Here is a 21,658-nt window from a genome sequence, read left to right on the forward strand (position 1 = left end):
ATGAATTATAAGTGAATAAAATAAGCATGGTAACTTGCAATTCGCAATGCATTAGGATAAGCTTTCGTTACTGGTTAATTGCAAGTTGACGTGGCACAAATAACTTTGGAGCGCTGATGGTAATACTTTATCAGTTGGAACGTACGTGGGGTATTCCGAATCTCAGCCATTTCTGCTGCAAAACAGAAACCTATCTAAGGATGGCGGACATTAAATATACTGTTAAAGCGACGCTTCCGTTGTTTGCGCCGAAAGGCAAAGTACCTTATATCGAAGATGGCGATCTCAAATTAGCGGACTCGCGCTTTATCGTACGACACCTTAAAGCCCAATATAAAGATCTGGATGAGGACCTGACCTCGGCAGAATCAGCACTGTCGCTAGCAATGCAGCGGCTGCTTGAAGAACACCTGTTCTGGGCGACCATGTATTCGAGATGGCAATATACCGACGCCAATTGGCAAGTGAACAAGAAAGCTATTTTCAGTGTATTGCCGCCTGTTATTCGCGATGTGGCGGCAATCTATTATCGCCGCAGGATCCAGCGTCAGATTTTGGGGCATGGAACGGGACGGCATAATGCCGAGGAGATTTTTGAGCTCGGTATGCAGGATATCGATGCGTTGTCAGCATGCCTCGGGAACAAAAAATATTTCCTCGGAGATAAGCCGACCAGCCTGGATGCCAGCGCCTTCGGTTTTCTGATCAATACCTTAGGTTGCCCGATCGAGTCGCCCCTGAAGGAACATGGCTTGACGAAGGAGAACCTGAAAAATTATGTCGAACGAATCAAGCTGCAATATTATTCCGACTTGCAGGCGGCTTAGTATTATGTAGCTCTACCCTTCACTGAAGGATCAATCTCATAATGTTTATAAAGTCTTGCCGGTAAGTCTTGCGGCAGCTTTCACTTGAAACAAACATAAAAAATATTATATATATTACATAATTAGGCGTAAATGATTCTGTGTCGGTTGATGAACCAAAATCTGATCGAGTTCAGGGCTAGCGCCCATAATGATAGGATCTGCGCGCCTTCCCTATTTCGACCAAGCCTTAGTTCACGCCTGAGAACATTTCTGATGCGCTCACCGGTAATTGATCGCGGAACTCGACGTGGCCAGGATACTTGTAGGCTGCCATTTCTTCCTTGCATCAGGTTATGGGCTCGTTTTCGGTGATTTCCGGATCCGCCTTTCTTACGACAAAGACTTTCACTTCGTCGTCCAGCTTATCGTGGAAGATGCCGGTGACCAACCATTGATACCACAGGGTGTGTCGCCTATGACTTCTTCCAACTCGCGCTATTAGGTTGTCCATGAGGCAACATGGTCCCTTTCCCATGCGATTGAGAGCTCAAACTGCTTGATCTCCTCTATGGCGCCATCGCCGAACCCACCTATTTTGCGCACCTGAGCACGGGCCAATCGCTCCATAAGCCGCAGGTCACGGTCAGTTAAGGTCATCGCGGTGGCAGCCCATTGATTCACTATCTCGTTCAATGATTCGTACGTAATCGGTGCTGCGACACGACGCGACTCCAAAGCGGCTAAAATCCCGCGCAGACGTGGATGGACAGAGCGAACCACTTGCTGCACGGCGGCCTCACCCTCGCCGTCTTCCACAACCATATCTACCAGCTTGCGACAATGCAACTCCTCGGCGGTATATATTCTCCCCGACAGAATCATCTCGTTGGCAACTGCAAAACCCGCTTTACGAATCGTAAAATTCCAAGCCCCCATGCCGGGGAAGAGGTTAAAAAGCACTTCCGGATAACCTCCTTGTGCACTCCGCTCGAAGATGACTTTATGATAGGGCAAGACTGATTCGAGACCACCACCAAGTGCATCGCCTTGTACCAACACTACCGTATGAACCCCCCGCTGCGAGGCTGTCTCCATCCACCATACGAGTTCAATGCAGCGCTGCCCATACATTTGTAGTGACTCAAGGTCACGCGCACGAATCAGCAACACGAAGAGGCAAAGATCGCCGCCAAAGTTGAATACTCCTGGTGTATCGGAGCTCATGACCAAGTGTCTAACATATCCGAAACTCGAAGAGATACCCGTAAATACCTGATGTATTTCTGCCATAACAGCGAGGCTATAGCACTGAATGGGCCGAACCCGGGTTTTCAGGCGTAATAGTGATAGCGCCGGATCCCACTCCAACTGAAGATATTTATAGGGACGATAAAGCCAAGGTGGGCCTCTGAGGATGTCTCCAAGTTCACTCATACCGCCTCGAAAATCTGGGTGAAATGATGGAAATTAATGATGGCGGACTCGGTAATTGCGCTTCGCGATTCGGCGTCATGCAGTGTATTGAGTACCAAGCGCAGCTCTGCCATATGCTCAGCGTCCATCGTGGCATGTGAACTTATAAACGAAGTTCCCGACTCATTCTGCAACTGCAGTGCTTCCTTAATTGCCAAGGAAAAGGGCCCACCGTATACCGACGCAATTACCTCCAGCGCATAGATCATTCCTAGCACGGAACAGGGTTGACGGCGATCTGCCGCCCAATAATTGTATCCAATTAGTGCTAAGGTAAATTTTGATGGTTGATGCTCACCAACTTCCTCCTTCACGATCCCCATCACTTCGAGGTCATTGATTACCCATTCCTCATGACCAGACTCCTCATACATGTGCTCATACAGGAAATAACGAATTTGCCGGTGTGTGTCAGGTATTCGGCTAGCTCCTGCTGCGCATATGGGATTGAAATGCCAGACGATGTGGTATAGCTCGAGTAAAAGCTTGCGATAGCGTTCAGCTGACATCCCGCTGACCACCGCGTCGAGCACCACTGGACTCGTTTCAAACCTTCGCCGCTCTTCATCAGTAAGGGTTACCAGTTCCAAAAAAAAAGGCTGCATAATATTCCGGGTAAATTTGAGTTATGGGAATTAAACGGCTCCGAATTATACTGGTCTTTAGCGAAAACTTCCGATCCGCTACTCTCCCCGGATCAGGCTCTGCTTAGACACGATCAGCGGACCATCCGGCAGTCATACCGAGACTGAGCACTGCGAATTCTTCAAGGTAGCGCGGTACCTTGCGACTGCTCCAGCGAGTGTTAGTTTTGCTACACATATTGCGTCCAGCGGTTTATTTATGTGACCACAAGGGTAACGACACCCATCGCCAGTTCCGCCATTGACGACCTTCCCGACTCGATTTCATTTCCAACTCGCATAAGCCGGCCTTTGCGCCTGCGGATAAGCGTTATTCTGCTATTCTGAACTATAAATAACACGATTCCTGCAGACGGAGGAATGAATGTTCGGCTCAAATATACTGGAAGTCGCAATCGGTATCATTTTCGTCTACTTGCTCCTGAGCCTCATATGCACGGCCCTTAACGAGGGGATTGCGTCGCTCATTGACAAGCGGGGAAGAAATCTCGTGGGAGGAATTAAAAATCTTCTCAACGATCCGGAGTTCACCGGGTTGGCGCAGCAGGTCTACAACCACGGACTGATAGGCGGCATTTCACAGTATGCTTCCGATCCGAACAAGGTGACCCGCTTGCCCTCCTATATATCCGGGCAGAACTTCTCGCTGGCGTTGCTGGATATTCTTGGCGCACGCGGCGTTATCGCCGGCAAGTATGGCGATCTGCTCGCAAATGCCGAAAGCGCGGACGACGCCTATGGAAAAGCCTTCGAAGCAGCGGCCGCAACGCCTGGCAATCCCCAGCTCGCTGAAGCCGCCAATCAGGCGAAGGCCGCCCAGGAGCAAGCCCAGGCAGCGCTCGAGAATATCGCGGACCAAGCAAAGGCGGCATACGATAAAGCCATGCAGTCCGCCGAAAGCGCCCCGGAAGATGCCAGCCTTGCCAACATTGCAACACAGGCGAAAAATGCGGCCGACACCATAAACGCCGCGATTAAAATGCTCGACGCGCGGCGCGCCGCAATCGCATCCGCGAAAAACCCCAGGGAAGCGAGATTGCTCCTGGCAGCAGGTACTACCCTGAAAGAGGCGCTGGCCTTCGCCCGTACTTTCGCCGCCCAGTCTCCCGATCCATTGGGCAATATTCAGGAAGGTCTGAAAAAGCTGCCCGAAGGAGATACAAAAGAAACCCTTCTTGTCCTTGTAGACAAAACTCGGCGCGAAGTCGCTGCTGTCGAACACCAGGCGGAAGCGTTTCGGAAAAATCTCGAAGGCTGGTTCAATAATGCCATGGAAAGGGTGGGCGGCTGGTACAAGCGCTGGACCCAGCGCGTGTTGCTTTTTCTGGCGACCGTCGTCGTTATTATTTCCAATGCGGATACGGTCATGCTCATTCAGCGGCTTTCGACGGATAGTGCCTTGCGCGCGTCACTGGTCGCTGCGGCGCAAGATGCCGTGAAGACCCAGCCCGCCTTGGAACTGTCCACCCCCCCCATGGAAGGGACCACATCTCAGCCCGCGAAATCGCCACCTGCCGAAGCAAAAAATAACAATCCGGGCTTGCAAGCGGTTCTTAAAACGGCAGGGAGCATCAAGTTGCCGGTAGGATGGTCATCTGACGCCAATGACGCCGGATATTTTCGAAGCCCCGAGCGGACGTGGGATTACGCAGGCTGGGTGTTTTACAAGCTGTTCGGTCTGCTGGTTTCCATTCTTGCCGTATCGATGGGCGCTCCCTTCTGGTTCGATACATTAAGCAAATTCGTCAATTTGCGTAGCGCCGGGACTCCGCCTGGCGAAACCAGCAAAAGTGCCCGCCAGCCCACCCTGTAAATTTCAGGAAATATGATTTTTGGATTATTACGCGATGCGATACAAAACAAGCAGCGGGAGATCAGAGGCTTTCCATGCCCATACTCATTATCGTCGAGGAACCCGATGATTGGCCTCTGGAGATTCCGGATGTAACAATCGTATCGGCGCGAACATATCTGACTGATTCAGGGTTTGCTGTAAACCATAATGCCGGCCACACCCGCCGTTCCCTGAATCGCTCTGCCAGAGTTTTCAACCTTTGCAAATCCTACCATTACCAGAGCTCGGGCTATTATGTTTCGCTGCTTGCAGAGGCACGTGGCCATAAACCACTACCCAACGTCGGGGCGATCGAGGACTTGCGATCCCAAAATCTGGTGCGCCACCTTACCGAGGATCTGAGCGCCTTGATTCAGCATCTGCTCGCGCCGCTGACAATGAACGATCTCGAACTCAGCATCTATTTCGGCCGCACCATGGATAGTCGCTATAACAGGCTCAGCCACCAGCTTTTCAATCTGCTACAGGTACCGCTCCTGTCCGTCCGCTTCGAGCGCCATCGCAACCAATGGAGCCTGCGCAGCGTACGGGCGATTGCCGCAAGCGATATACCCGCCTGCCACCAGGAGTTTGCAGGGTTTACGGCGACTGAATACTTCAAGGTCAAGGGTCGCAAGCCATGGTCGAAGAAACACATTTCTCGCTTCGATCTCGCAATTCTTCACGATCCGGATAACCCGGAGCCCCCTTCCAATGCAAAAGCTTTGCAAAAATTCAAGGATGCCGCCGAGAAAATGAGCATGCGGGTGAAATTTATTACCCGCGCCGACATCGGCCAGTTGCCTCAATTCGACGCGCTGTTCATCCGCGACACAACCTTTGTCAATCACTATACTTATTACTTCTCGCGGCTGGCATCCGCAGAAAGACTGGTGGTGATCGACGATCCCGAATCCATCCTCAAATGCAACAATAAGGTCTATCTGGCTGAACTCCTCGCCCGACACGATATACAAACCCCCAAAACGTTGTTGGTGCACCGGGACAATATCGCCCGCATTATCCCTGAGCTCGGTCTCCCCTGCATACTGAAGCAGCCGGACAGTTCATTCTCGCGCGGGGTGGTAAAAATCGAAACAGAAGCCGAACTGCTGCCCCGGATAACAGAGTTGCTGGCCAAATCGGCACTCGTTATTGCTCAGGAATGGCTGCCTACCGAATTCGACTGGCGGATCGGCATACTCGACCGGAAGCCATTATTCGTAGCCAAATATTACTTTCCCCCCGGATACTGGCAGGTCATCAAGCGCGACGCGCAGAAACGCAAAATAAGCGAAGGTCCCACCCAGGCGATCCCGCTGGACGAAGCACCGCAAGAAGTAGTCGGAATTGCACTCAAATCGGCCAATCTCATTGGTGATGGCTTCTATGGTGTGGATATCAAGCAATCCGGTAACCGCTGCTATGTGATCGAAGTCAACGATAACCCCAATGTGGACGCCGGCAACGAAGATGCCGTGCTCAAGGATGCACTCTACCGCGAAGTGATGGGTGTTTTTCTGAAGCGTGTCGAAGCCCGAAAACGAGGCTATAAAAGCGCCAGCGGCGTAACCTAACTAGAATTTTTACGATTTTCCTGGAGCCTGGCCGCGTAGCCGGATCACGCGGCGCTAATCCAGACTGCTCAAGCTCCGATCAGAGTCAGGCAGACGTGCGCGATCGTGAGGCTGATCAAAGTCCAGGATCGGCCCAGCCGGCACAATACCGTTGGGATTGATAGTTGGATGGCTGCGGTAATAGTGCGCCTTGATGTGCTGCATGTTCACCGTCTCTGCAATGTTGGGCAACTGGTATAGCTCGCGGGTGAAACCCCAGAGATTCGGATAATCTGACAGGCGCCTGAGATTACATTTAAAGTGGCCATGGTAGACCGAATCGAAGCGAACCAGCGTGGTGAAGAGCCGCCAGTCGGCTTCGGTGAGACGACCACCCACAAGATAGCACTGATGTGACAGACGCTGATCGAGGTCGTCCAGGCACTCGAATAAAACCCCGACGGCATTCTCGTAGACCTGCTGATCGGTGGCAAAGCCTGCCTTATAAACCCCATTGTTGACATCGTGATAGACGCGGGCGTTAATCTCGTCGATTTGCGGGAGCAGCGCAGCCGGCGCAAAATCTTCTCTCGTGGCACCAACGCCATCGAAGGCAGAATTCAGCATACGGATAATCTCGCCTGATTCGTTGTTGACGATGGTGTTCCGCTGCAAATCCCACAGCACCGGCACGGTCACCCTGCCGCTATATTCCGGATCGGCGCGCAGATAGACTTCATAAAGATAGTGCGTATTGCTGACCGAATCAGGCACCACGCCGGGAGCCTGCTCGAACGTCCAGCCGTGATCGCCCATGTAGAAATTGACTATGGAGATGCTTATCGCGTCACCCAAACCTTTCAGCGCGCGAAAAATCAGTGTGCGATGCGCCCAAGGACAGGCCAGCGAAATATAGAGGTGGTAGCGACCCGCCTCGGCGGGAAATCCGCCCTCACCGCTCTGCCCGGGACTACCATCCGGCGTGATCCAGTTGCGAAACTGGGCATCCGTGCGGACAAAGCTGCCGCCCGTCGATTCGGTATCGTACCATTCGTCTACCCATTTGCCTTTGATGAGCAAACCCATCTTGTACCTCCTCCATTTCGCTGACTTGATGGCTAGCAGTGTAACGTAAGAGAGGATGGTTTACGAAGGGTTGGAAGAGCAGCCGGCAGTACGTCGATGTCCACCGAATGTACGCTGCGACAAGGTCAATCTCTTACCTCGTATCTCTCATGTATAACTTGCGCTATACGAACCGCTGCAAACGAGGCTTTCGTGAAAAATTGCGCCAAGCCCAGCGCTAAAGCCAGAAAAATTTTGGCTATCCTCAAGGACATTATCCTTACGATTTTATTCAATTGATAAAAATAACCTCTTGTGATTAAATAGATTTGTTCTGAATTAATCTAGACATTTTTCTGGACAATAATGATACTTCCTCCGAATTACCGCCTTCGGGTGGAAACTGACCGTTTTGGGCCGTTTATCTTTGAGCTTGGGGTAGATTTGTCGAAGATAGGGCCTATGCTTTTACGCGTCGAGGATGTGCATGGCTTCTTTCGGAATTCCCCCCTATCGCAAGTGGCGAACCAGCTTGAGAAGGAAATCCTGGTATCCGGTATTTATGGAACGAACACGATAGAAGGCGGGCTACTGACAGAACAGGAAACTGCTCAGGTATTGGAAGAAGATCCCGCGAAACTCAAGGAAGAAGAGGCTCGCCGTGTCGGAAACATAAAAAAAGCTTATGATTTTTCACATGAGGCAGCAGCAGATTCCAAGTGGCGACCCACAGTGGCGTTTATTCGCCAGCTTCATGCGCTAATAACTGATGGGCTAACCAGCGTTGAAGAACGTAACCAGCCTGGGCAATTGCGCGACAACCCGAAGAACGTTGTCACCCGAGTGGGTGGAGCGGCAACTGGCGGGAGCTACAAACCGCCTCAATTTGGCCGTGACGTTGCCCGCTTGCTTGCTGCGCTGGTGGATTGGCACACGGAACTACAAAGACAGCAGATTCCTGCACTGATTAGAGCACCTTTATTTCACTACTACTTCGAACTTATTCATCCGTTCTGGGATGGCAATGGACGGGTAGGCAGAGTGGTAGAGGCTACTATTTTGCTTGCGGCGGATTACAAATACGCTCCTTTTGCACTAGCAAGGTTTTACCTCTCTGAAATCCAGCAGTATTTCAGGCTGCTCAATACTTGCAGATTAAAGGCCAAACGCAGCGCGGAAAACCCGAACCTCGATTTTGTCATGTTTCACCTCGAGGGAATGCTGGAGACCATTAAAAGACTGCATGAGCGAACAAATCTGATCATCAAGATTTTATTATTTGAAAACATGCTGAAAAAGATGTCTGATAACAAGGAGATCAACATTCGCCAATATGCCATTGCCTCCCAGGTGCTGAAAAATGGACCAACAAGGCTTGACGCCATACGCGCCGCTCCATGGTATGTTGCCCTGTACGTGAAGCGCAGCGAGAAAACGAAACAGCGAGATCTCTCAGACTTGAGAAAGAAGGAATTGCTGATACTGGATAAGGAAAACAAACTATGGCCGGGTTTCGCACAACAGAAAAATGAAGTGATTTAATTCATCATTGAGTATCACGCACCGCAGTTCGCATACTGCCGAGAATCCGATGGCGTGGATGACTGAGGTAAACCAGATTAACCAGGACTTCCATTAGAAATAATTCTAATGGAATCTGGGGGATTGAGTTTTGGTAGCGCAACAATAGAAAGGTATCAATATCGTGAAGTGAAGTAGGTCGGGCTATGCCCGACGATCATAAACTGGTGCCTGAGGTAGGTCGGGCTATGCCCAACGATCGTAAACTGGCGTCGGGCGCAGCCCGACCTACTTCAAGCACAGCCTCCTGGGTCGGATTAGCGCAGCGTAAGCCGACGAAGGCACGCAAACAGCTGGGCACATTCGCTATCCATGAAGACGACAACAGCGCAATGTCTGATTCTGATGTGTTGAGAGGTAAGATAATTCCAACTTGATCCAACCCCGTGGGGCGTAAGAAAGCTCGCTCATATGGCCTCGCTGGTCCAATCGACAAGCAAGGCGGCGATTCCGCACGCGGCGCCGATAAGGCAAACCGCTATCCATCCGCCCCAAGCCCAGGCGACTCCCGCAGTGGCTGCGCCGGCCGCTCCGCCGAGGAAGAAGAGACCTACGAAAAGGCCGTTGAGCCGGCCGAGTGCCTCCGGCTGGAGAAGATTGATGACCCGGCGGCCGAGGTTGTGGTCACCGACGACGCCGATATCGAGCAAAACCGCACCTGCACCCATGAGAAGAAGGGACTGGAGCGGCGGCTCGACATGCGACGATCCGGCCCATCCCGCAAGCGCGAAGGCCACCACTATCAGGAGATGGGATGCGATCATTCCCGATTGCGTCCAGCCGAGATCGCCCGCTCGTCCGACAAGCGGCGTCGCCGCGGCGCCGACCGCGCCGACGAGCGCGAACAAAGCGATTTCACCTTGGTCGAGTTCAAACGGCGGTTGCATCAGCCTGAGTGCGACAGCAGTCCAGAATAGGCTGAATGCGGCCATGGTCAAGCCCGCCGTGAGCGCTCGGCGCCGCAGCACAGGCTCCGCGCACAATAGATGCAAAAGCGAGACGATTAGCATTGGATAAGTCGAGCGTGTCGTCGGCCGACGCTCGGGTAGACGCGCAGCAAGCGTGAACGTGAGCATCACCAGGGCGAAAGCGCTCACACCGTAAAAAGCGCGCCATCCAAAGGCATCGGTGATGACGCTCGCAAGCGGCCTCGACAGTACAATGCCGATCATCAGCCCACCCATGACGTCCCCGATGACGCGGCCGCGCAGCTCCGGCGGCACCATTGACGCGGCGACGGGAACCAGAATGTGGATAGCAGAACACGCAGCCCCAAGAATGAAAAGAATCGCCAACAATAAAGCCGCGCTTGGAGCGAAGGCAGCTGCAATCGCGCTTATCGCCGCGCATCTGAGCATCCGGACGATCAGCTTGCGATTTTCCAGAAGATCGGCCAGCGGAACCAAAAGGAAGAGACCAACGGCGTAGCCGAGCAAGGTTGCCATAGAGACGAACCCGCCGCTTGCATCGGCGAGACCAAGCGATGGACCGATCAGGTCGATCAAGGTCTGCGGAGCATAGAGATTAGTGACGACGACCCCTACCGACGTCGCGAAGAGCGCCGTGAGGGACCCGGTAAGCGGTATTTCTCCCTTGGTCGAGGGATGGGCGGCAGTCTCGCGCGGCGTTATGGGCATGGAGGCTGTTATTCTGATGGACGGTAACGGTTTGCCAAAACCAGCTCTGGCAGGATATGACACGGTTCGCACTGCGTGTCGGATGAACGCTATCAGGCAGGTACAGTTGGGGAAAGCTTCAATCGATTTTTGCTCCGGCACGGATTCCCGGCCGTAATCGAAGTCAAGCCTTGCCTTCCGTACCTCCTGCGCGACGTCGACTGTTTCTAACTTCAAGAAAGCCGTTTCCCGCCAATCAACAGCTTCCCGTTCAATTCTTCACCGCTGGTAATCATGTTAATTCTGCAACATGAATGTTTCATACTCCAGGCGGTTGAATTTATGCGAAAGGATAAAGAGGCTGAGAAACGCAGACAGTGTTACCGAGGCGGCAAATCCATAACCGAAAGTTTCCGCGCCGAGGTGCAATGTGGCAAAGGTGAACAGCAGGTTCGTAATAAAGAAACATGCGGTGATAATCAGGACCTCGCGGCGGGCGTCGAGATAGAACAGCACGTTGAGTATCGCCATCAACAGCACCTGCACACTGACTGCAACGACATCGATGTAGAACAAATGTATATATAGCGGGGAAATGCCCACCGCGTGCAGCAACTCCCTGCCCCATAGCAGGCACAACACGACCGTCAGGCCCTGCACTTTGAAGATCTCGTAGATTCCCTGCCGGGCAGCGTACACCATCCGGTCCCGCCTATATTCAATATGCATAAGCGTATCGCCTTCACGGACTGCGCGGTAAAAACGCTCATGCTGTTGTGCGAAATCAGCCTCCATGCTCACCAGAAATACGGCCATGCCGGGTAGAATGAACAGATAGGCCAGAAAAATGGGGAGATCGTAAATGATGGAAGCACGCAAGGGACCGATGACTGCCTCGGAAGTATGCGGCACAAACCAGAATATGAATTTGTCGACCCAGACCGCCAGATAATAAAGGGTACCGACAGCAAATAAACTATAGAAACTCCTGCGTTGGTTGAGAAAATCAAACTTGAGCAGCGTGCTCCCGGGATATTCGCGGACAATGTGGCGCAGGAATGAAAACAACAAATAGGCATGGCCGGTCAGCACGCCCAGCAATAGCCCATTCAGTTCCCAGGGTGACGCCGCAAGCGCTACGGCGATGCCGAGCAAATAACCTTTTCCCAATGTCCAGACTATGCGGCGATAGGCCTTCATTCCCGATAGAAAAATAAGCGTGATCCACGCGCCGCTCAGCACAACAAAATTGCTCAGCAATAATAAATTCTGGAAAAATGGTCCGGTAAAAAACCAGAAAATGGCAGGCGCAGCCCACAGGAAGCCCCCACCCATGGTAATCGTAAGGACACCAAACAAGTTAGGTAGCACCTCAGCCTGGGCGCTCGCATAAGCCCGATCCGCGACAAAGCGCGTAAACATCAACTGCATGCCGCCGGTCCAGATTAATGAAGTCGCCATGAGGTAGGTTACGCAGATCTGGAAGGCATTGACTTCCCGTTGGGCAACCCCCAGCGCGACGGCAAGGACGCCGATCATCATGATACTCAGAATAGATAATACCCACGGGCCGCCGCTGACCAAACCCGCATAGCCGTAAGCGCGCAATACCGACCAATAGCTGTCGCGCTCCAGCATTTTGCGAATTTCAAAACCGATACTGGCCATATTCAAGCCACTTTCACAGTTTTAGCTGAATCCGTCACGGAATCCAATGCTTTCACATAAAGATTCCGATAGGATGAGAACATCAGCTTGTCGTCATAATAGCGCTTCACGCGCTCAAGCCCAGCCTGTTGCGCCGCGTGCCATCTGGCGGTGTCATTGAGCAGTTCGAGCGCCGCTTTCGCCGTTCCCTCGGGGTCGGCGATGAAAACCACGCTTCCCGCCGCACCGAGCGCACGGTCTTCCTCGCTGTTTCCCTCAATAAGCTCGCGGCATGAACCTACATCGGTGGCGATACACGGAACACCACTGGCGAACGCCTCCAGCACGACCAGGGGCAACGCTTCACTGATTGAGGTCAATACCATCAGACCCAACTGCGGAAGAATTTCAAGTACGTTTTGAAAACCCATGAACCTGATGTGATTTTGTAAACCGAGGCTCGATGCCAGTTCTTTGCACTCATTCACATAGGATGGGTCTTCATCTTCCGGGCCGGCAATCCATCCTTCCGCATCGGGCCGCTCATTGACCAGCATGCGCAATGTCCGAATAAATGTCTTGATGTCCTTGATGGGCACCACACGCCCGATCAATCCCAGCACCGGCGGAATTTTTTCAGGCCGTTTTTCAAACGCAACCCGGTAGCGCTGCAGATCGATCCCGTTGGTAATGACGAGCGTTTTTTCCGCCGCCGCCCCATCCGCAATCTGCCTCAGACGATTGCCTTCGTACAGGCTGACGATGGGCGATGCTTGCGCGTAGGCCATGCGGCCGATCTGTTCATAAAATCGTATCCAGAGGCCGCGGATATATCCCATTTCATCATGCAGGGTGTTACATACGTCGTCATTGTGATCCTGAATCCATGTGGCTTGCGCCAAATCGATTTTCCGTTCCTTTGTATAGATACCGTGTTCCGTCAGCACGAAGGGAATATTGCGGCGCAGGCGAATCATCGCACCCAGCAATCCCGCATACCCTGTCGAGATGGCGTGTACGGCGCGCACGGGCGGCAGCCCGGCCGCAATATCCGCCAGTACGAACAGAGGCGCGTGCATGGCGCGTATCGCCCAGAAATAGGCAACAAACGAGGGTTCCGTGCAGCGCTCGCGGTACTGCCGGGTGATGTAATCCCATGAAGCTTCGCTATAGAGAAAATCCTCGTGGCTGATGCCACCGGCGGAACCCAGGCGGGAAAACGCTTTTGTCATTTTCTCGACTGGCATTGTCGACGACTGGCGCATGTGCGCATGCAGCTCGTCCATTTCCGAAAAAGCCCTGCGATCACCTTTCCGCGCATTCGGTTTAGGCGGTTTATCCTGATGCAGCAAATAATGCGTTTCAACGTGCGTTACGTTGGGCGGGAATTGGTACTGCGCGGGACCATACATTTTCCTTTCGCCGCCGATAAAAATAACGGCGAATTTGATTTCCGGCAAACCGGTGATGATCTGGTGTACCCATGAGGATACGCCACCCCGAACGTATGGGTAGGTACCCTCCAGTAACAGGGCAATATCGGCCACCGGATCTGCCACTAATCCTGCTCCTGCCGACGTCCCGGCTGCCTTGGCTCGAATGTCATTCATTTGTTCCACCACGCCCTTACCAAAGCCAGTTCGTGCCCTCTCTCGCCGGGCCGCGTCAGCGCCGATAAATAAACCTTCACTTCCGGGAATCTGCGCTCATTGAAGGCTATTTCGGCAAGCCACGGCAGGATTTTCTGCTCATCCGTTCCGCCGGCTCGTGCGTTGGCGAACGCTTTCCCCGCGAGCGCGAGATCACCCGATTCCAACAGAATCCGCCCGTACAAAAGCCAGCTATCCGCATCGGACATAACGGATGCGCCAGGTTTATCCGCAATATCCGGCACAGTTGGTGCGCCAGGCGATGATGCATCGCCTGGTGAGGCAAATACAACTTCCATATGGTGCCGTGCGGTTTGCAGCCAATGCTGTTTCACGGCCCCTTGTACCAGACGGTGATACACCAGCTCCCAGCATAAAGCAGCAATCGCTTTATGGCAGGCATTGCGCATTCGCACCGGAACATCCGGCAATGCTTCAACCAGGGTCGAAATATGGTCGGTCAGTTTTTTTTCGCTGCTGTCTCTCATGGCGTAAGCCAGCAATCGTACGTCATCGACGGGATCGCAGGTCGCCTTCGACCAGATGGTCATGGCTTCGCGCGGTGCCATATGCCGCGTCGCCATCACCGCCTTCAGCCGCTTCAACGGCCGTCCGGCAAAATGCACAATCTGGCGCAAGGCGCCTTGGCTGTAGGGCGGTGTCGGGAAAATGACAGGGGGCGAAAACGGCAGTTCAGGTAACGCAACAATCTTTACATTGTGGGAAGAACGGCTGCGCGGACGTTGTAAAGCGCTGGTGATGCTCCACAGTACACCAAGCGCACCGAGGACCGGTAAAATCCATATAAAGGCAACCAGAAAACTCAAGCTTCTTCTGGCGGGCAGCTTGTAACGGCGCGGCAGCAATTGCCAGAAACCCCGGCCAAGAAAATAGGATGAAACAGAGTGGGATAACACCGCCGCCAGCACTATCCAGTTCGCTGCCCAATTCGCTATCCAGGCACTTGCGCTCAACCAGAGCAGCAAACCAGCCAGTACCTCGGCTGACACCCCCCATCGCATGGGCAGCCGATACATCAGTGCGGCTCCAGAGAACGAATCGTTTGCGGATCGATGTCGCTAATGGCTATCAGCTCGCTGGTTACGCTTGCAAGAATATCATCCGCCCGCTGCATCCATGCTCGCGCGTTCACGGTATCGGTCAAGGGCAGCAAAAGCCAGATGACGGGTTTTTCCCTATCTCGAGCCACACACATCAGGTCGATGGCGCGGACCGAAGACCGCAATTGCCCATAAACGTTCAGGATATCGCCGGGTGCGCCAGACAACCGCAGGAGCGTTGCCTCGAGTTTGAATCTTGAAAAATCCTGATGCACACGCTCGAACGAAGCAATGAAGCGTCCGACAGAAGAATTGGCTGTGCCAAAACGAAGATGGTCGACGCCATGCGCCACAAGCACCGCAATAAGTCTTAAATTATTTTCCTGAAAAGCGAAGAACGGCATGGATCTAACCGCCAGCAGCGCGTGAATTTCGCCGGTTGAATCAGCCAGAGGAATAGCGGCCAATAACTGGTCCTGATCCATGGCGTATTCGTTTATCAGGTTGACCGCTGCCAGCTCGCCGCTCTCAAGCGCACGCATCACCACGGAGTCATCGCCATTTATCGAAAAATTTCCGCCGATACACGCCAGAATTCTGCCCGTATCGATCCGGTCCGCTGCTATCCCCACTATACATGCTTGCGTCAGGGCACCGTATTCCGCTATGAACTCGATAAGCCGCTGTAACGAGGATGGGCTCAGCCCATCAATGGCATCGAGCGTTGATTGCAGGTTCATGATGCCTTCACGCAGCGAAAATCCGCTGTTGGCGACAGTCTGCTCCAGGCGATCATGCGACAGGCGTAATAACTGATAACTGCGCGTGAATTCCTCCAGACGTTCAGCGCGATATTGATAGGCACCCTCCAACCGGTGTAACCGGCGTCCCCACATATCGCGAAACTCTCCCGCCACCATCGCAACGACTACAACGCCAATTGCCCATGGCAATGGAAAACCGGTCGCAATTTGCCACTGCTGATTGATAGCCACGCCTAATATTGCCAATATGAGCAAAGCACTGACAAAACCATAGACGAATCCATACCGTAACCCCGCCAGCAAAGGAGCGAGAAGCGGCCATGGAAACCCGCCATTCAGCCGGAAAGGATCATGCTGCTGGGTAATGAACGACGCCGCGATCACAATCGCGGTCAGTACAAATGTCTCGAACCAGCCACCCCAGGCCGAGACGGGCGTATTGACATCGATGACCTCAGTGCCTTCCAGCCAAGGTTTTTTCATGGTTTGGCAGGCTCCTTATCCGGGCTGGGTGTCATCTGCAATTCACGGATTTTTGCCAGGGTTTCACGACATACCTCCAATTCGGTATTTAAAGAACTTTGATTAGGCGCTGCTTCTCCGGCGAGCCATCGATTGGCCCGGTCAACATCATCTATGGATAACGGCAATATTTTCGGGGAAGAAGGACCGCCTGGCTGCTGCTCCAGATGAGTGGAAATTGCGGATAATTGCGCAGAAACCGCCGGATGATCCTTATTTTTCACCGCATCGGCGAATGCCTCCCATGCTGGCGTTTGCAGCCGCTCGCGCTCGCGCCGCAGTGCAAAATAACGAGCATTGTCCAGTGTTTTTGTAAACCCCCAGCGCTCGCGCATCGATTGCCATTTTTCCAGGTTATCCGCATTGCCGGACTGCACCAGTGGATCTTTCAGTCCGCGAAAGTATTCGGCCAGGCGTGGGGGATATTCCACCGCGGTTTGGGCGAAACGCTGTGAAGCGAACATTTGCAAGGTGCTGAAGCGGACCTGGTTTGCGTTGGCGAGGCAATCCGCCCATTCCATATTATCGGCTAATATCAATGTCCACAAAAAATCCCGAGGCCTCGTTTCCAACGATCCCAAATACCGCGCCGCTGCCTGAACGGGTTTGCCCAATGTTTGCTCCGCCGCTGCCAGGGCTTCGGTCAAAGGCGGGTTTACCACCGATTGATTCCCGGATGGGTTACGGTACGGCTGAACGATTGCCTCAAGCAATACCTGATCAACTTTTTTGTCGGACAATAGCAGCCAGATCATTGCCTCGGTAACTTCAGGGTCAGGACCTCGCAGCCGCAAAAGCTCCCGCAATGCCTGGCGCGCCGCGTCTCGCTCTCCGCTTGCCATTTTCCGCATGGATCGGAAATACCAGTAATCCGGTGCCTGCGCTACTGAAGGAAGTGATTCGGCCAGGGAGAGCCAATGATCGAGCTCTTCCAGATTTTTTCGCTTCCATGAAAAACGCATGAGTCGCTGCAAATCTTCTATACGCCGTAGCCGATCCCATCCATAACGCGCAAGTTGCTCGCTTTTTTTATCGTCGCGATGGCGTACCGCCAGACGTTGCAGGTGATCGAGTATTTCCACGTCATTTGGCCGAAGCGCCAGCGCCTTTTCGTAGGCTTTGCTTGCATGGGTATCCTGGCCCAACTGCGTAGAGACTCTAGCCAGTAATAACCAGTACGCTTCGGCATACGCTGGATCAGGGGATTTGATTCCATGAAGTAGATCGAAGCTTTTTTGTGTTTCCCCCGCTTCTTCATATACCCGAGCCAGCGCCAATTGTTGCTGTCCATCTCGCGTATCGGGCATTTCCTCATACACCTTGAGCGCCGCGCGAGGCTTGCCCTGGAGAATCAATAAATCCGCCAATGCTTTCATTGTCGGCGGAGGATTATCAAAGCGCTCCGCATGCCGCCGCAATTGCTGTTCCACATGCGAAGGCTGCGCAATGCTGAGGCCGGCCTTGACGTAAGCCGCCGCTTCGTCCGCGGTAAGCCTGCGGCGCGACATGACAGCCTCGAGCAATTTTACCAGCGCATCGTAATCTGGTTTCGCCTGCGCAAGTGCAAATGCTCGCGTCTCCGCCTCGTTATCGGCCTTACGAAGCGCGAAAGACAACCATAGAGCCAGCGCGTCGTCGGGTCGCCCATTCCAGTCATAAATATGGGCAAGCAACCGGTGGCGATCGCTGCCGACTACCAGGGATGATCGCAGCACTGCCGCACGGGAGAGACTTTCATCCAACAAACCCATCGAAATTTGCAATCGTATGACACGCTCGGCCAGTGCGCGGTCTCCCGGCAATAATTCGCTCGATTTTTTCAGCCAGGCCAATGCATGTTCGCGATCCTCGAGCGGCTCGGCAATATTGGCACCCAGCAACAAAAGCTCCGCATCGCCCTTGACATTGTCAGGGCCGGAAGTACCGCCGTTCAGCACTTGCACTGCGGCCTTCAACGCCTCACGATCGATACCTGCCTGAAGATAGGCGCGCAAGCAGGATCTCGCAATTTCCTTTTTCTTCGCCGGTATTCGTTCAATCACAAACGCTTTGCACAGATTGCGTGCGGCCAACCTGGGCTGATTGGCCGCTATGCGCTGCTTTGCGGCAAAAACAAGCCAACGCGCTTTCCTTTCGCCAGATTCATTTCGCCGGACAGGCAACTGCTCGAAGATTTCCGCCAATACCGAGGGTTCCCCAAACTGCTCCGCCAATACAACCACCTGGTTCAGTTCGTCGTCATTATGCGAAATGCGTAAGAGTAAAGGGATGAGTTCAGCGGTGCGGGACCGCAACGACGCTTCGACATCCTTGGCGGGATGCCGGTAAAGCTGCTGCAGCGACAGTTTTAGCTCCGCCATGCGAATTTCATAAGTCAGGTTCGATTCCGGAGCGTTTCGCAAAGGATCGATAGCAAGGACAGCCTCGTCAGTCATGCCCGCCTCTGTCAGCACTTGGACGAACGACAAGCGTAATGGAGCGTTCCCGGGATCCGACTGGACAAGAACGCGAAGGTAAGCCACTGACAAGGCGTCTTTTGCCGATAGATTGGCCGGATCCCTGAATGCAGGCTGCCGGGGAAACAAAACCCAGAAGGCAATCAACAATACCGCGCTCAGGAACAGTAGCGCGGGTGCGTTTAGCAAGGATTCTCGCTGCGTTTCAACACTCAAGCTGAAATTCCCCGGATGCGTTGTCCGCGGATACCGTATATATGGAATGCGGGCCTTCACGGCGAGGGGTCAACGGCTTGCCACCCATGCTCAACGCGCACGATATCGGCACGCTGACAGCCAACTCTCCGCGTGCTTCAAACAAAAGGGTAGCTGAACCATCGGAATTGACATGCCAGGATTTCAGTGGCGCGCCGGCATCTATCAGCCGCAAGGCTGAGCTCGCACCCCGCTTGCTGCGCCTCTGGCTGAGGACGGCATAATTGCGCGCCAGATAAATATAGCGATCCACATTTCGTTCGGAATACCCGACAATATCAGCCGAGATTTCCGGTTTTATTTCGGAGACAGGTAATCGTACCGTCCTGAGCGCATCTCCAAAGAGCATCCAATCGCCTTCAAGATCGTGTGCAATGCTCGCTGTTTGAAAAGCCCTGACACGCTGGACGTATTCATCAACCCAGATGCCAAGCACCCTCTCTTTACGCTGCTCATCGGCCAACTGATCCAGAAGCTCCGCCCCTCGCGCGTGTAATAGCGCATCAGCATTGATCGATATGGATGAAGCACGCAACCGGCGCCCAAGATCGAGTTGCCGGTTCCAATCGCTGACCCTGCCAAAATTCAGCGCTTCCCCATACCAGAGTTGCGCGAATAACGGCTCGGCGGTCAATGGGGTCAACACTTGCGTACCCCATTCGGTCGGACGCAGCGCCGGAGAAAGATCGGCGAAAGATAACGACCCGCTCTGCCAGCGCAGGCCGCCGCCGCCATAATTGGGCAGGTTTTCTTTTTTTGCGGCTGCCAAGGCTGCGGGTCCCGGCTTGCCATCGCCAGACCAGATAAGCAACAGCGGCGAACTGGGCGCTATCGATTGCAGGAAGGGAATGGTACCCACGGTTTCGCGCGTGATATCCGCCGCATAACCTTCCATGAACACGCTATAGCGGTAGGGCTGCTGATCGGCATCCGTCTTCCCCTCAAACACGCCCCAATAAAAAGGATGGCTGTAGGTGTGGCTTGCCAATCGAACCTGCGGCATGGCAGTCAACTGCCGCAATTTGCTACGCTGATCTTCACTGTTCACTTCTGCTTCTATTACACCCAGCGTTACCGGCGCACTGTTTTTTTCGATCCATGCCCGAAGCCGGCCGATCGCTTCAACGCCATACTCGTCTTTAGCAAACAGACGGTCGCCGCGCACTTCCATAATACCGAGACGGCGCCCATTTTCGGTGGTCATATCGAACACAGGCTGTACCGGCAGGCGCAATGCTGCCTGAAAAAAAGAAAAAGGGTCCAGCAGCCATTCATGGCGGCCCGATGCGTTCTCGGTTAAAATATGAGGGTGTAATGCGTATCCTCCCCATGCGCCGACCGAGACCGGATGAAACAGCTGTTCTCCGTCGCTCAACGTCAACCACGCCTGGTTACGTTCGCGAACGCGAACGCCGGGCGTACCGCTTCCGACCACCGGCGCTGCGCTCGGCCGGCCCAGGCGCTCGTTGACATCGCCGAGCTTGAGCATGCTGGTGGTGGGTTGCAGCTCCCCCTGATAGTCGATCAGATCGCGGCAGGCGACACCGGCCGGCAAATGACCCATGAATACCACCGGCAAGCCGGCATCCACTTCTATTTTCAAACGGGCGCACACGTTTTCATAACGGCCCGTACCGTCCGCGCCATCTTCGCCCAGCCATGCGACGACGCCGGCATAACGGCCCACGAGGGGTTCGATGGGCAAAGGAAGTTGATCGACGTACCAATAATCCAGCGCCAGGCCAAGGTATTCCAGGGGCATGGCTGCATGCTTGAATAGCTCATGATCCATCTGTTGCGCGGGCGTACCGTTAATGACTGCGAGTAATTTGCGCGGAGCCAGGCGCAGGCGACCCTGTCCCAGCCAAGTCAGGTCGCCATTGGCAACCCATGGCATGAATCCGAGCTTGACAATTTGACGCGCCGTTTTTTCGGCTTCGACCCAATTGCCCGGTTCGACATAATCAAGCACGGTAATCGGTACGTTAAATTCATTTTGCGCACGCTTGAGCTGGTTGAGAAGCCATTCCCGGTTTTCTTCCTTGGTGGGTGCATGTTTGCCCGTCACAGGATCAAAGCCGTGAAAAAGAGATTCGGCCACCATGCCGTCCGCGTATTGACTGGCGCGGTCCAGTACTTCAAAGCCCCGATTGAGGATCAGCTTACAGCCGGGAAAGCGGCGCTTTACCTCTGCAAGCAACGCAACCAGTCCTTTTTCCTGTTCCTCGCGTTGCTTGCCTTCGCTCGTCACAATCAGATAGCTATCGACGGTATCGAGGAAAAACGCGCGGTACCCATCCTGCCACAGGCGGCCAAAATGGTGCTCCAGCAAATATTCGTGCCAAGCGGGATCGTTCATGTTCATCACCAGGCTATTCCATGCCGGGTTGACGCCAATCGACCATTTTGTTTTGATGCGCTCCATGTCCTCGCTATTGCGTGCAATTTCGCCGAATGAAACATAAGCAAATATCAGCGAATCCAGATTCAGCAACGCTGTTTTCTCATGCGGCAGAATCTGGCTCGGTTGTACGACAATTTGGTCAAAGTGGCGCAAATCCTCGACGGGCGGCCGACTGCCATAGTAAAACGCAATATCGCGCTGCTCGAGCACATCAGCAAATACCGCAGATGTCATTAACAGAAACGGCAGAAAAAACTGCCAGATGCATAAACGGAAAGATAATATTTTGCTGTTGAGCATTTAAGTCCCTTTGCTAGCGTCA

At 53.5% G+C, this 21,658-nt stretch carries 15 protein-coding genes; 4 read left to right on the forward strand and 11 right to left on the reverse strand.

Annotated features, from left to right (window positions below):
- The first annotated feature begins 116 nt into the window (after nucleotides 1–116).
- Nucleotides 117–827, forward strand: a complete 711-nt coding sequence (locus KJS40_RS09165; RefSeq protein WP_213537220.1) for a glutathione S-transferase family protein — start codon at nucleotides 117–119, stop codon at nucleotides 825–827.
- Between the two features lie 328 nt (nucleotides 828–1,155).
- Here KJS40_RS09165 and KJS40_RS09170 read toward each other — a convergent pair whose 3' ends face one another.
- Genes KJS40_RS09170 through KJS40_RS09180 form a run of 3 tightly spaced genes read right to left on the reverse strand, consistent with a single transcriptional unit; the run spans nucleotide 1,156 to nucleotide 2,887 of the window.
- The gene (locus KJS40_RS09170; RefSeq protein ID WP_213537221.1) at nucleotides 1,156–1,320 is read right to left on the reverse strand and encodes a hypothetical protein; all 165 of its coding nucleotides are present in this window, start codon (nucleotides 1,318–1,320) and stop codon (nucleotides 1,156–1,158) included.
- The gene (locus KJS40_RS09175; protein WP_213537222.1) at nucleotides 1,308–2,243 is read right to left on the reverse strand and encodes a crotonase/enoyl-CoA hydratase family protein; all 936 of its coding nucleotides are present in this window, start codon (nucleotides 2,241–2,243) and stop codon (nucleotides 1,308–1,310) included. Before KJS40_RS09175 ends, KJS40_RS09170 begins: the two co-directional genes overlap by 13 nt.
- Nucleotides 2,240–2,887, reverse strand: a complete 648-nt coding sequence (locus KJS40_RS09180) for an iron-containing redox enzyme family protein (RefSeq protein ID WP_213537223.1) — start codon at nucleotides 2,885–2,887, stop codon at nucleotides 2,240–2,242. Before KJS40_RS09180 ends, KJS40_RS09175 begins: the two co-directional genes overlap by 4 nt.
- A gap of 403 nt (nucleotides 2,888–3,290) precedes the next feature.
- Here KJS40_RS09180 and KJS40_RS09185 point away from each other — a divergent pair, with 403 nt between their 5' ends.
- Together KJS40_RS09185 and KJS40_RS09190 are read left to right on the forward strand one after the other, a co-directional pair.
- Complete coding sequence (locus KJS40_RS09185; RefSeq protein ID WP_213537224.1) at nucleotides 3,291–4,739, forward strand: hypothetical protein; 1,449 nt, start codon at nucleotides 3,291–3,293, stop codon at nucleotides 4,737–4,739.
- A gap of 74 nt (nucleotides 4,740–4,813) precedes the next feature.
- Nucleotides 4,814–6,337 carry a RimK family protein gene (locus KJS40_RS09190; RefSeq protein WP_213537225.1) on the forward strand — a complete coding sequence of 508 codons (1,524 nt, stop codon included), beginning with the start codon at nucleotides 4,814–4,816 and terminating at the stop codon, nucleotides 6,335–6,337.
- Nucleotides 6,338–6,391: 54 nt separating this feature from the next.
- Here KJS40_RS09190 and KJS40_RS09195 read toward each other — a convergent pair whose 3' ends face one another.
- Nucleotides 6,392–7,402: a glutathione S-transferase family protein gene (locus KJS40_RS09195; RefSeq protein WP_213537226.1), complete on the reverse strand. Its 1,011-nt coding sequence runs from the start codon at nucleotides 7,400–7,402 to the stop codon at nucleotides 6,392–6,394.
- Nucleotides 7,403–7,999: 597 nt separating this feature from the next.
- Between KJS40_RS09195 and KJS40_RS09200 the strand changes: the two genes are divergently transcribed.
- A complete protein-coding gene (locus KJS40_RS09200; protein ID WP_213537227.1) occupies nucleotides 8,000–8,923 on the forward strand; it encodes a Fic family protein in 924 nt (307 codons plus the stop codon).
- A gap of 446 nt (nucleotides 8,924–9,369) precedes the next feature.
- On the opposite strand, the gene KJS40_RS09205 is transcribed toward KJS40_RS09200, so the two are convergent.
- Genes KJS40_RS09205 through KJS40_RS09235 form a run of 7 tightly spaced genes read right to left on the reverse strand, consistent with a single transcriptional unit; the run spans nucleotide 9,370 to nucleotide 21,636 of the window.
- Complete coding sequence (locus KJS40_RS09205) at nucleotides 9,370–10,815, reverse strand: MFS transporter (protein ID WP_213537228.1); 1,446 nt, start codon at nucleotides 10,813–10,815, stop codon at nucleotides 9,370–9,372.
- A 60-nt stretch (nucleotides 10,816–10,875) separates the two neighbouring features.
- Nucleotides 10,876–12,246, reverse strand: a complete 1,371-nt coding sequence (gene pelG / locus KJS40_RS09210) for an exopolysaccharide Pel transporter PelG (RefSeq protein WP_213537229.1) — start codon at nucleotides 12,244–12,246, stop codon at nucleotides 10,876–10,878.
- Between the two features lie 2 nt (nucleotides 12,247–12,248).
- Nucleotides 12,249–13,835, reverse strand: a complete 1,587-nt coding sequence (gene pelF, locus KJS40_RS09215; RefSeq protein WP_213537230.1) for a GT4 family glycosyltransferase PelF — start codon at nucleotides 13,833–13,835, stop codon at nucleotides 12,249–12,251.
- On the reverse strand, nucleotides 13,832–14,911 hold the full coding sequence (locus tag KJS40_RS09220; RefSeq protein ID WP_213537231.1) for a protein PelE: 1,080 nt from the start codon (nucleotides 14,909–14,911) through the stop codon (nucleotides 13,832–13,834). The genes pelF and KJS40_RS09220 overlap by 4 nt, the downstream gene beginning before the upstream one ends.
- Nucleotides 14,911–16,182: a protein PelD gene (locus KJS40_RS09225; protein ID WP_213537232.1), complete on the reverse strand. Its 1,272-nt coding sequence runs from the start codon at nucleotides 16,180–16,182 to the stop codon at nucleotides 14,911–14,913. Before KJS40_RS09225 ends, KJS40_RS09220 begins: the two co-directional genes overlap by 1 nt.
- The gene (locus tag KJS40_RS09230; protein WP_213537233.1) at nucleotides 16,179–18,893 is read right to left on the reverse strand and encodes a tetratricopeptide repeat protein; all 2,715 of its coding nucleotides are present in this window, start codon (nucleotides 18,891–18,893) and stop codon (nucleotides 16,179–16,181) included. Before KJS40_RS09230 ends, KJS40_RS09225 begins: the two co-directional genes overlap by 4 nt.
- On the reverse strand, nucleotides 18,883–21,636 hold the full coding sequence (locus tag KJS40_RS09235) for an endo alpha-1,4 polygalactosaminidase (protein ID WP_213537234.1): 2,754 nt from the start codon (nucleotides 21,634–21,636) through the stop codon (nucleotides 18,883–18,885). The genes KJS40_RS09230 and KJS40_RS09235 overlap by 11 nt, the downstream gene beginning before the upstream one ends.
- Between the last annotated feature and the right edge of the window lie 22 nt (nucleotides 21,637–21,658).

Source organism: Nitrosospira sp. NRS527 (assembly GCF_018406445.1).
Lineage (GTDB): Bacteria > Pseudomonadota > Gammaproteobacteria > Burkholderiales > Nitrosomonadaceae > Nitrosospira > Nitrosospira briensis.

Excerpts from the sequence above, each read along its gene's own strand:
- KJS40_RS09165 (WP_213537220.1), top strand. The coding sequence starts at position 117 with ATGGTAATACTTTATCAGTTGGAACGTACGTGGGGTATTCCGAATCTC.
- KJS40_RS09170 (WP_213537221.1), bottom strand. The coding sequence starts at position 1,320 with ATGGACAACCTAATAGCGCGAGTTGGAAGAAGTCATAGGCGACACACC.
- KJS40_RS09175 (WP_213537222.1), bottom strand. The coding sequence starts at position 2,243 with ATGAGTGAACTTGGAGACATCCTCAGAGGCCCACCTTGGCTTTATCGT.
- KJS40_RS09180 (WP_213537223.1), bottom strand. The coding sequence starts at position 2,887 with ATGCAGCCTTTTTTTTTGGAACTGGTAACCCTTACTGATGAAGAGCGG.
- KJS40_RS09185 (WP_213537224.1), top strand. The coding sequence starts at position 3,291 with ATGTTCGGCTCAAATATACTGGAAGTCGCAATCGGTATCATTTTCGTC.
- KJS40_RS09190 (WP_213537225.1), top strand. The coding sequence starts at position 4,814 with ATGCCCATACTCATTATCGTCGAGGAACCCGATGATTGGCCTCTGGAG.
- KJS40_RS09195 (WP_213537226.1), bottom strand. The coding sequence starts at position 7,402 with ATGGGTTTGCTCATCAAAGGCAAATGGGTAGACGAATGGTACGATACC.
- pelG (WP_213537229.1), bottom strand. The coding sequence starts at position 12,246 with ATGGCCAGTATCGGTTTTGAAATTCGCAAAATGCTGGAGCGCGACAGC.
- pelF (WP_213537230.1), bottom strand. The coding sequence starts at position 13,835 with ATGAATGACATTCGAGCCAAGGCAGCCGGGACGTCGGCAGGAGCAGGA.
- KJS40_RS09220 (WP_213537231.1), bottom strand. The coding sequence starts at position 14,911 with ATGTATCGGCTGCCCATGCGATGGGGGGTGTCAGCCGAGGTACTGGCT.
- KJS40_RS09225 (WP_213537232.1), bottom strand. The coding sequence starts at position 16,182 with ATGAAAAAACCTTGGCTGGAAGGCACTGAGGTCATCGATGTCAATACG.
- KJS40_RS09235 (WP_213537234.1), bottom strand. The coding sequence starts at position 21,636 with ATGCTCAACAGCAAAATATTATCTTTCCGTTTATGCATCTGGCAGTTT.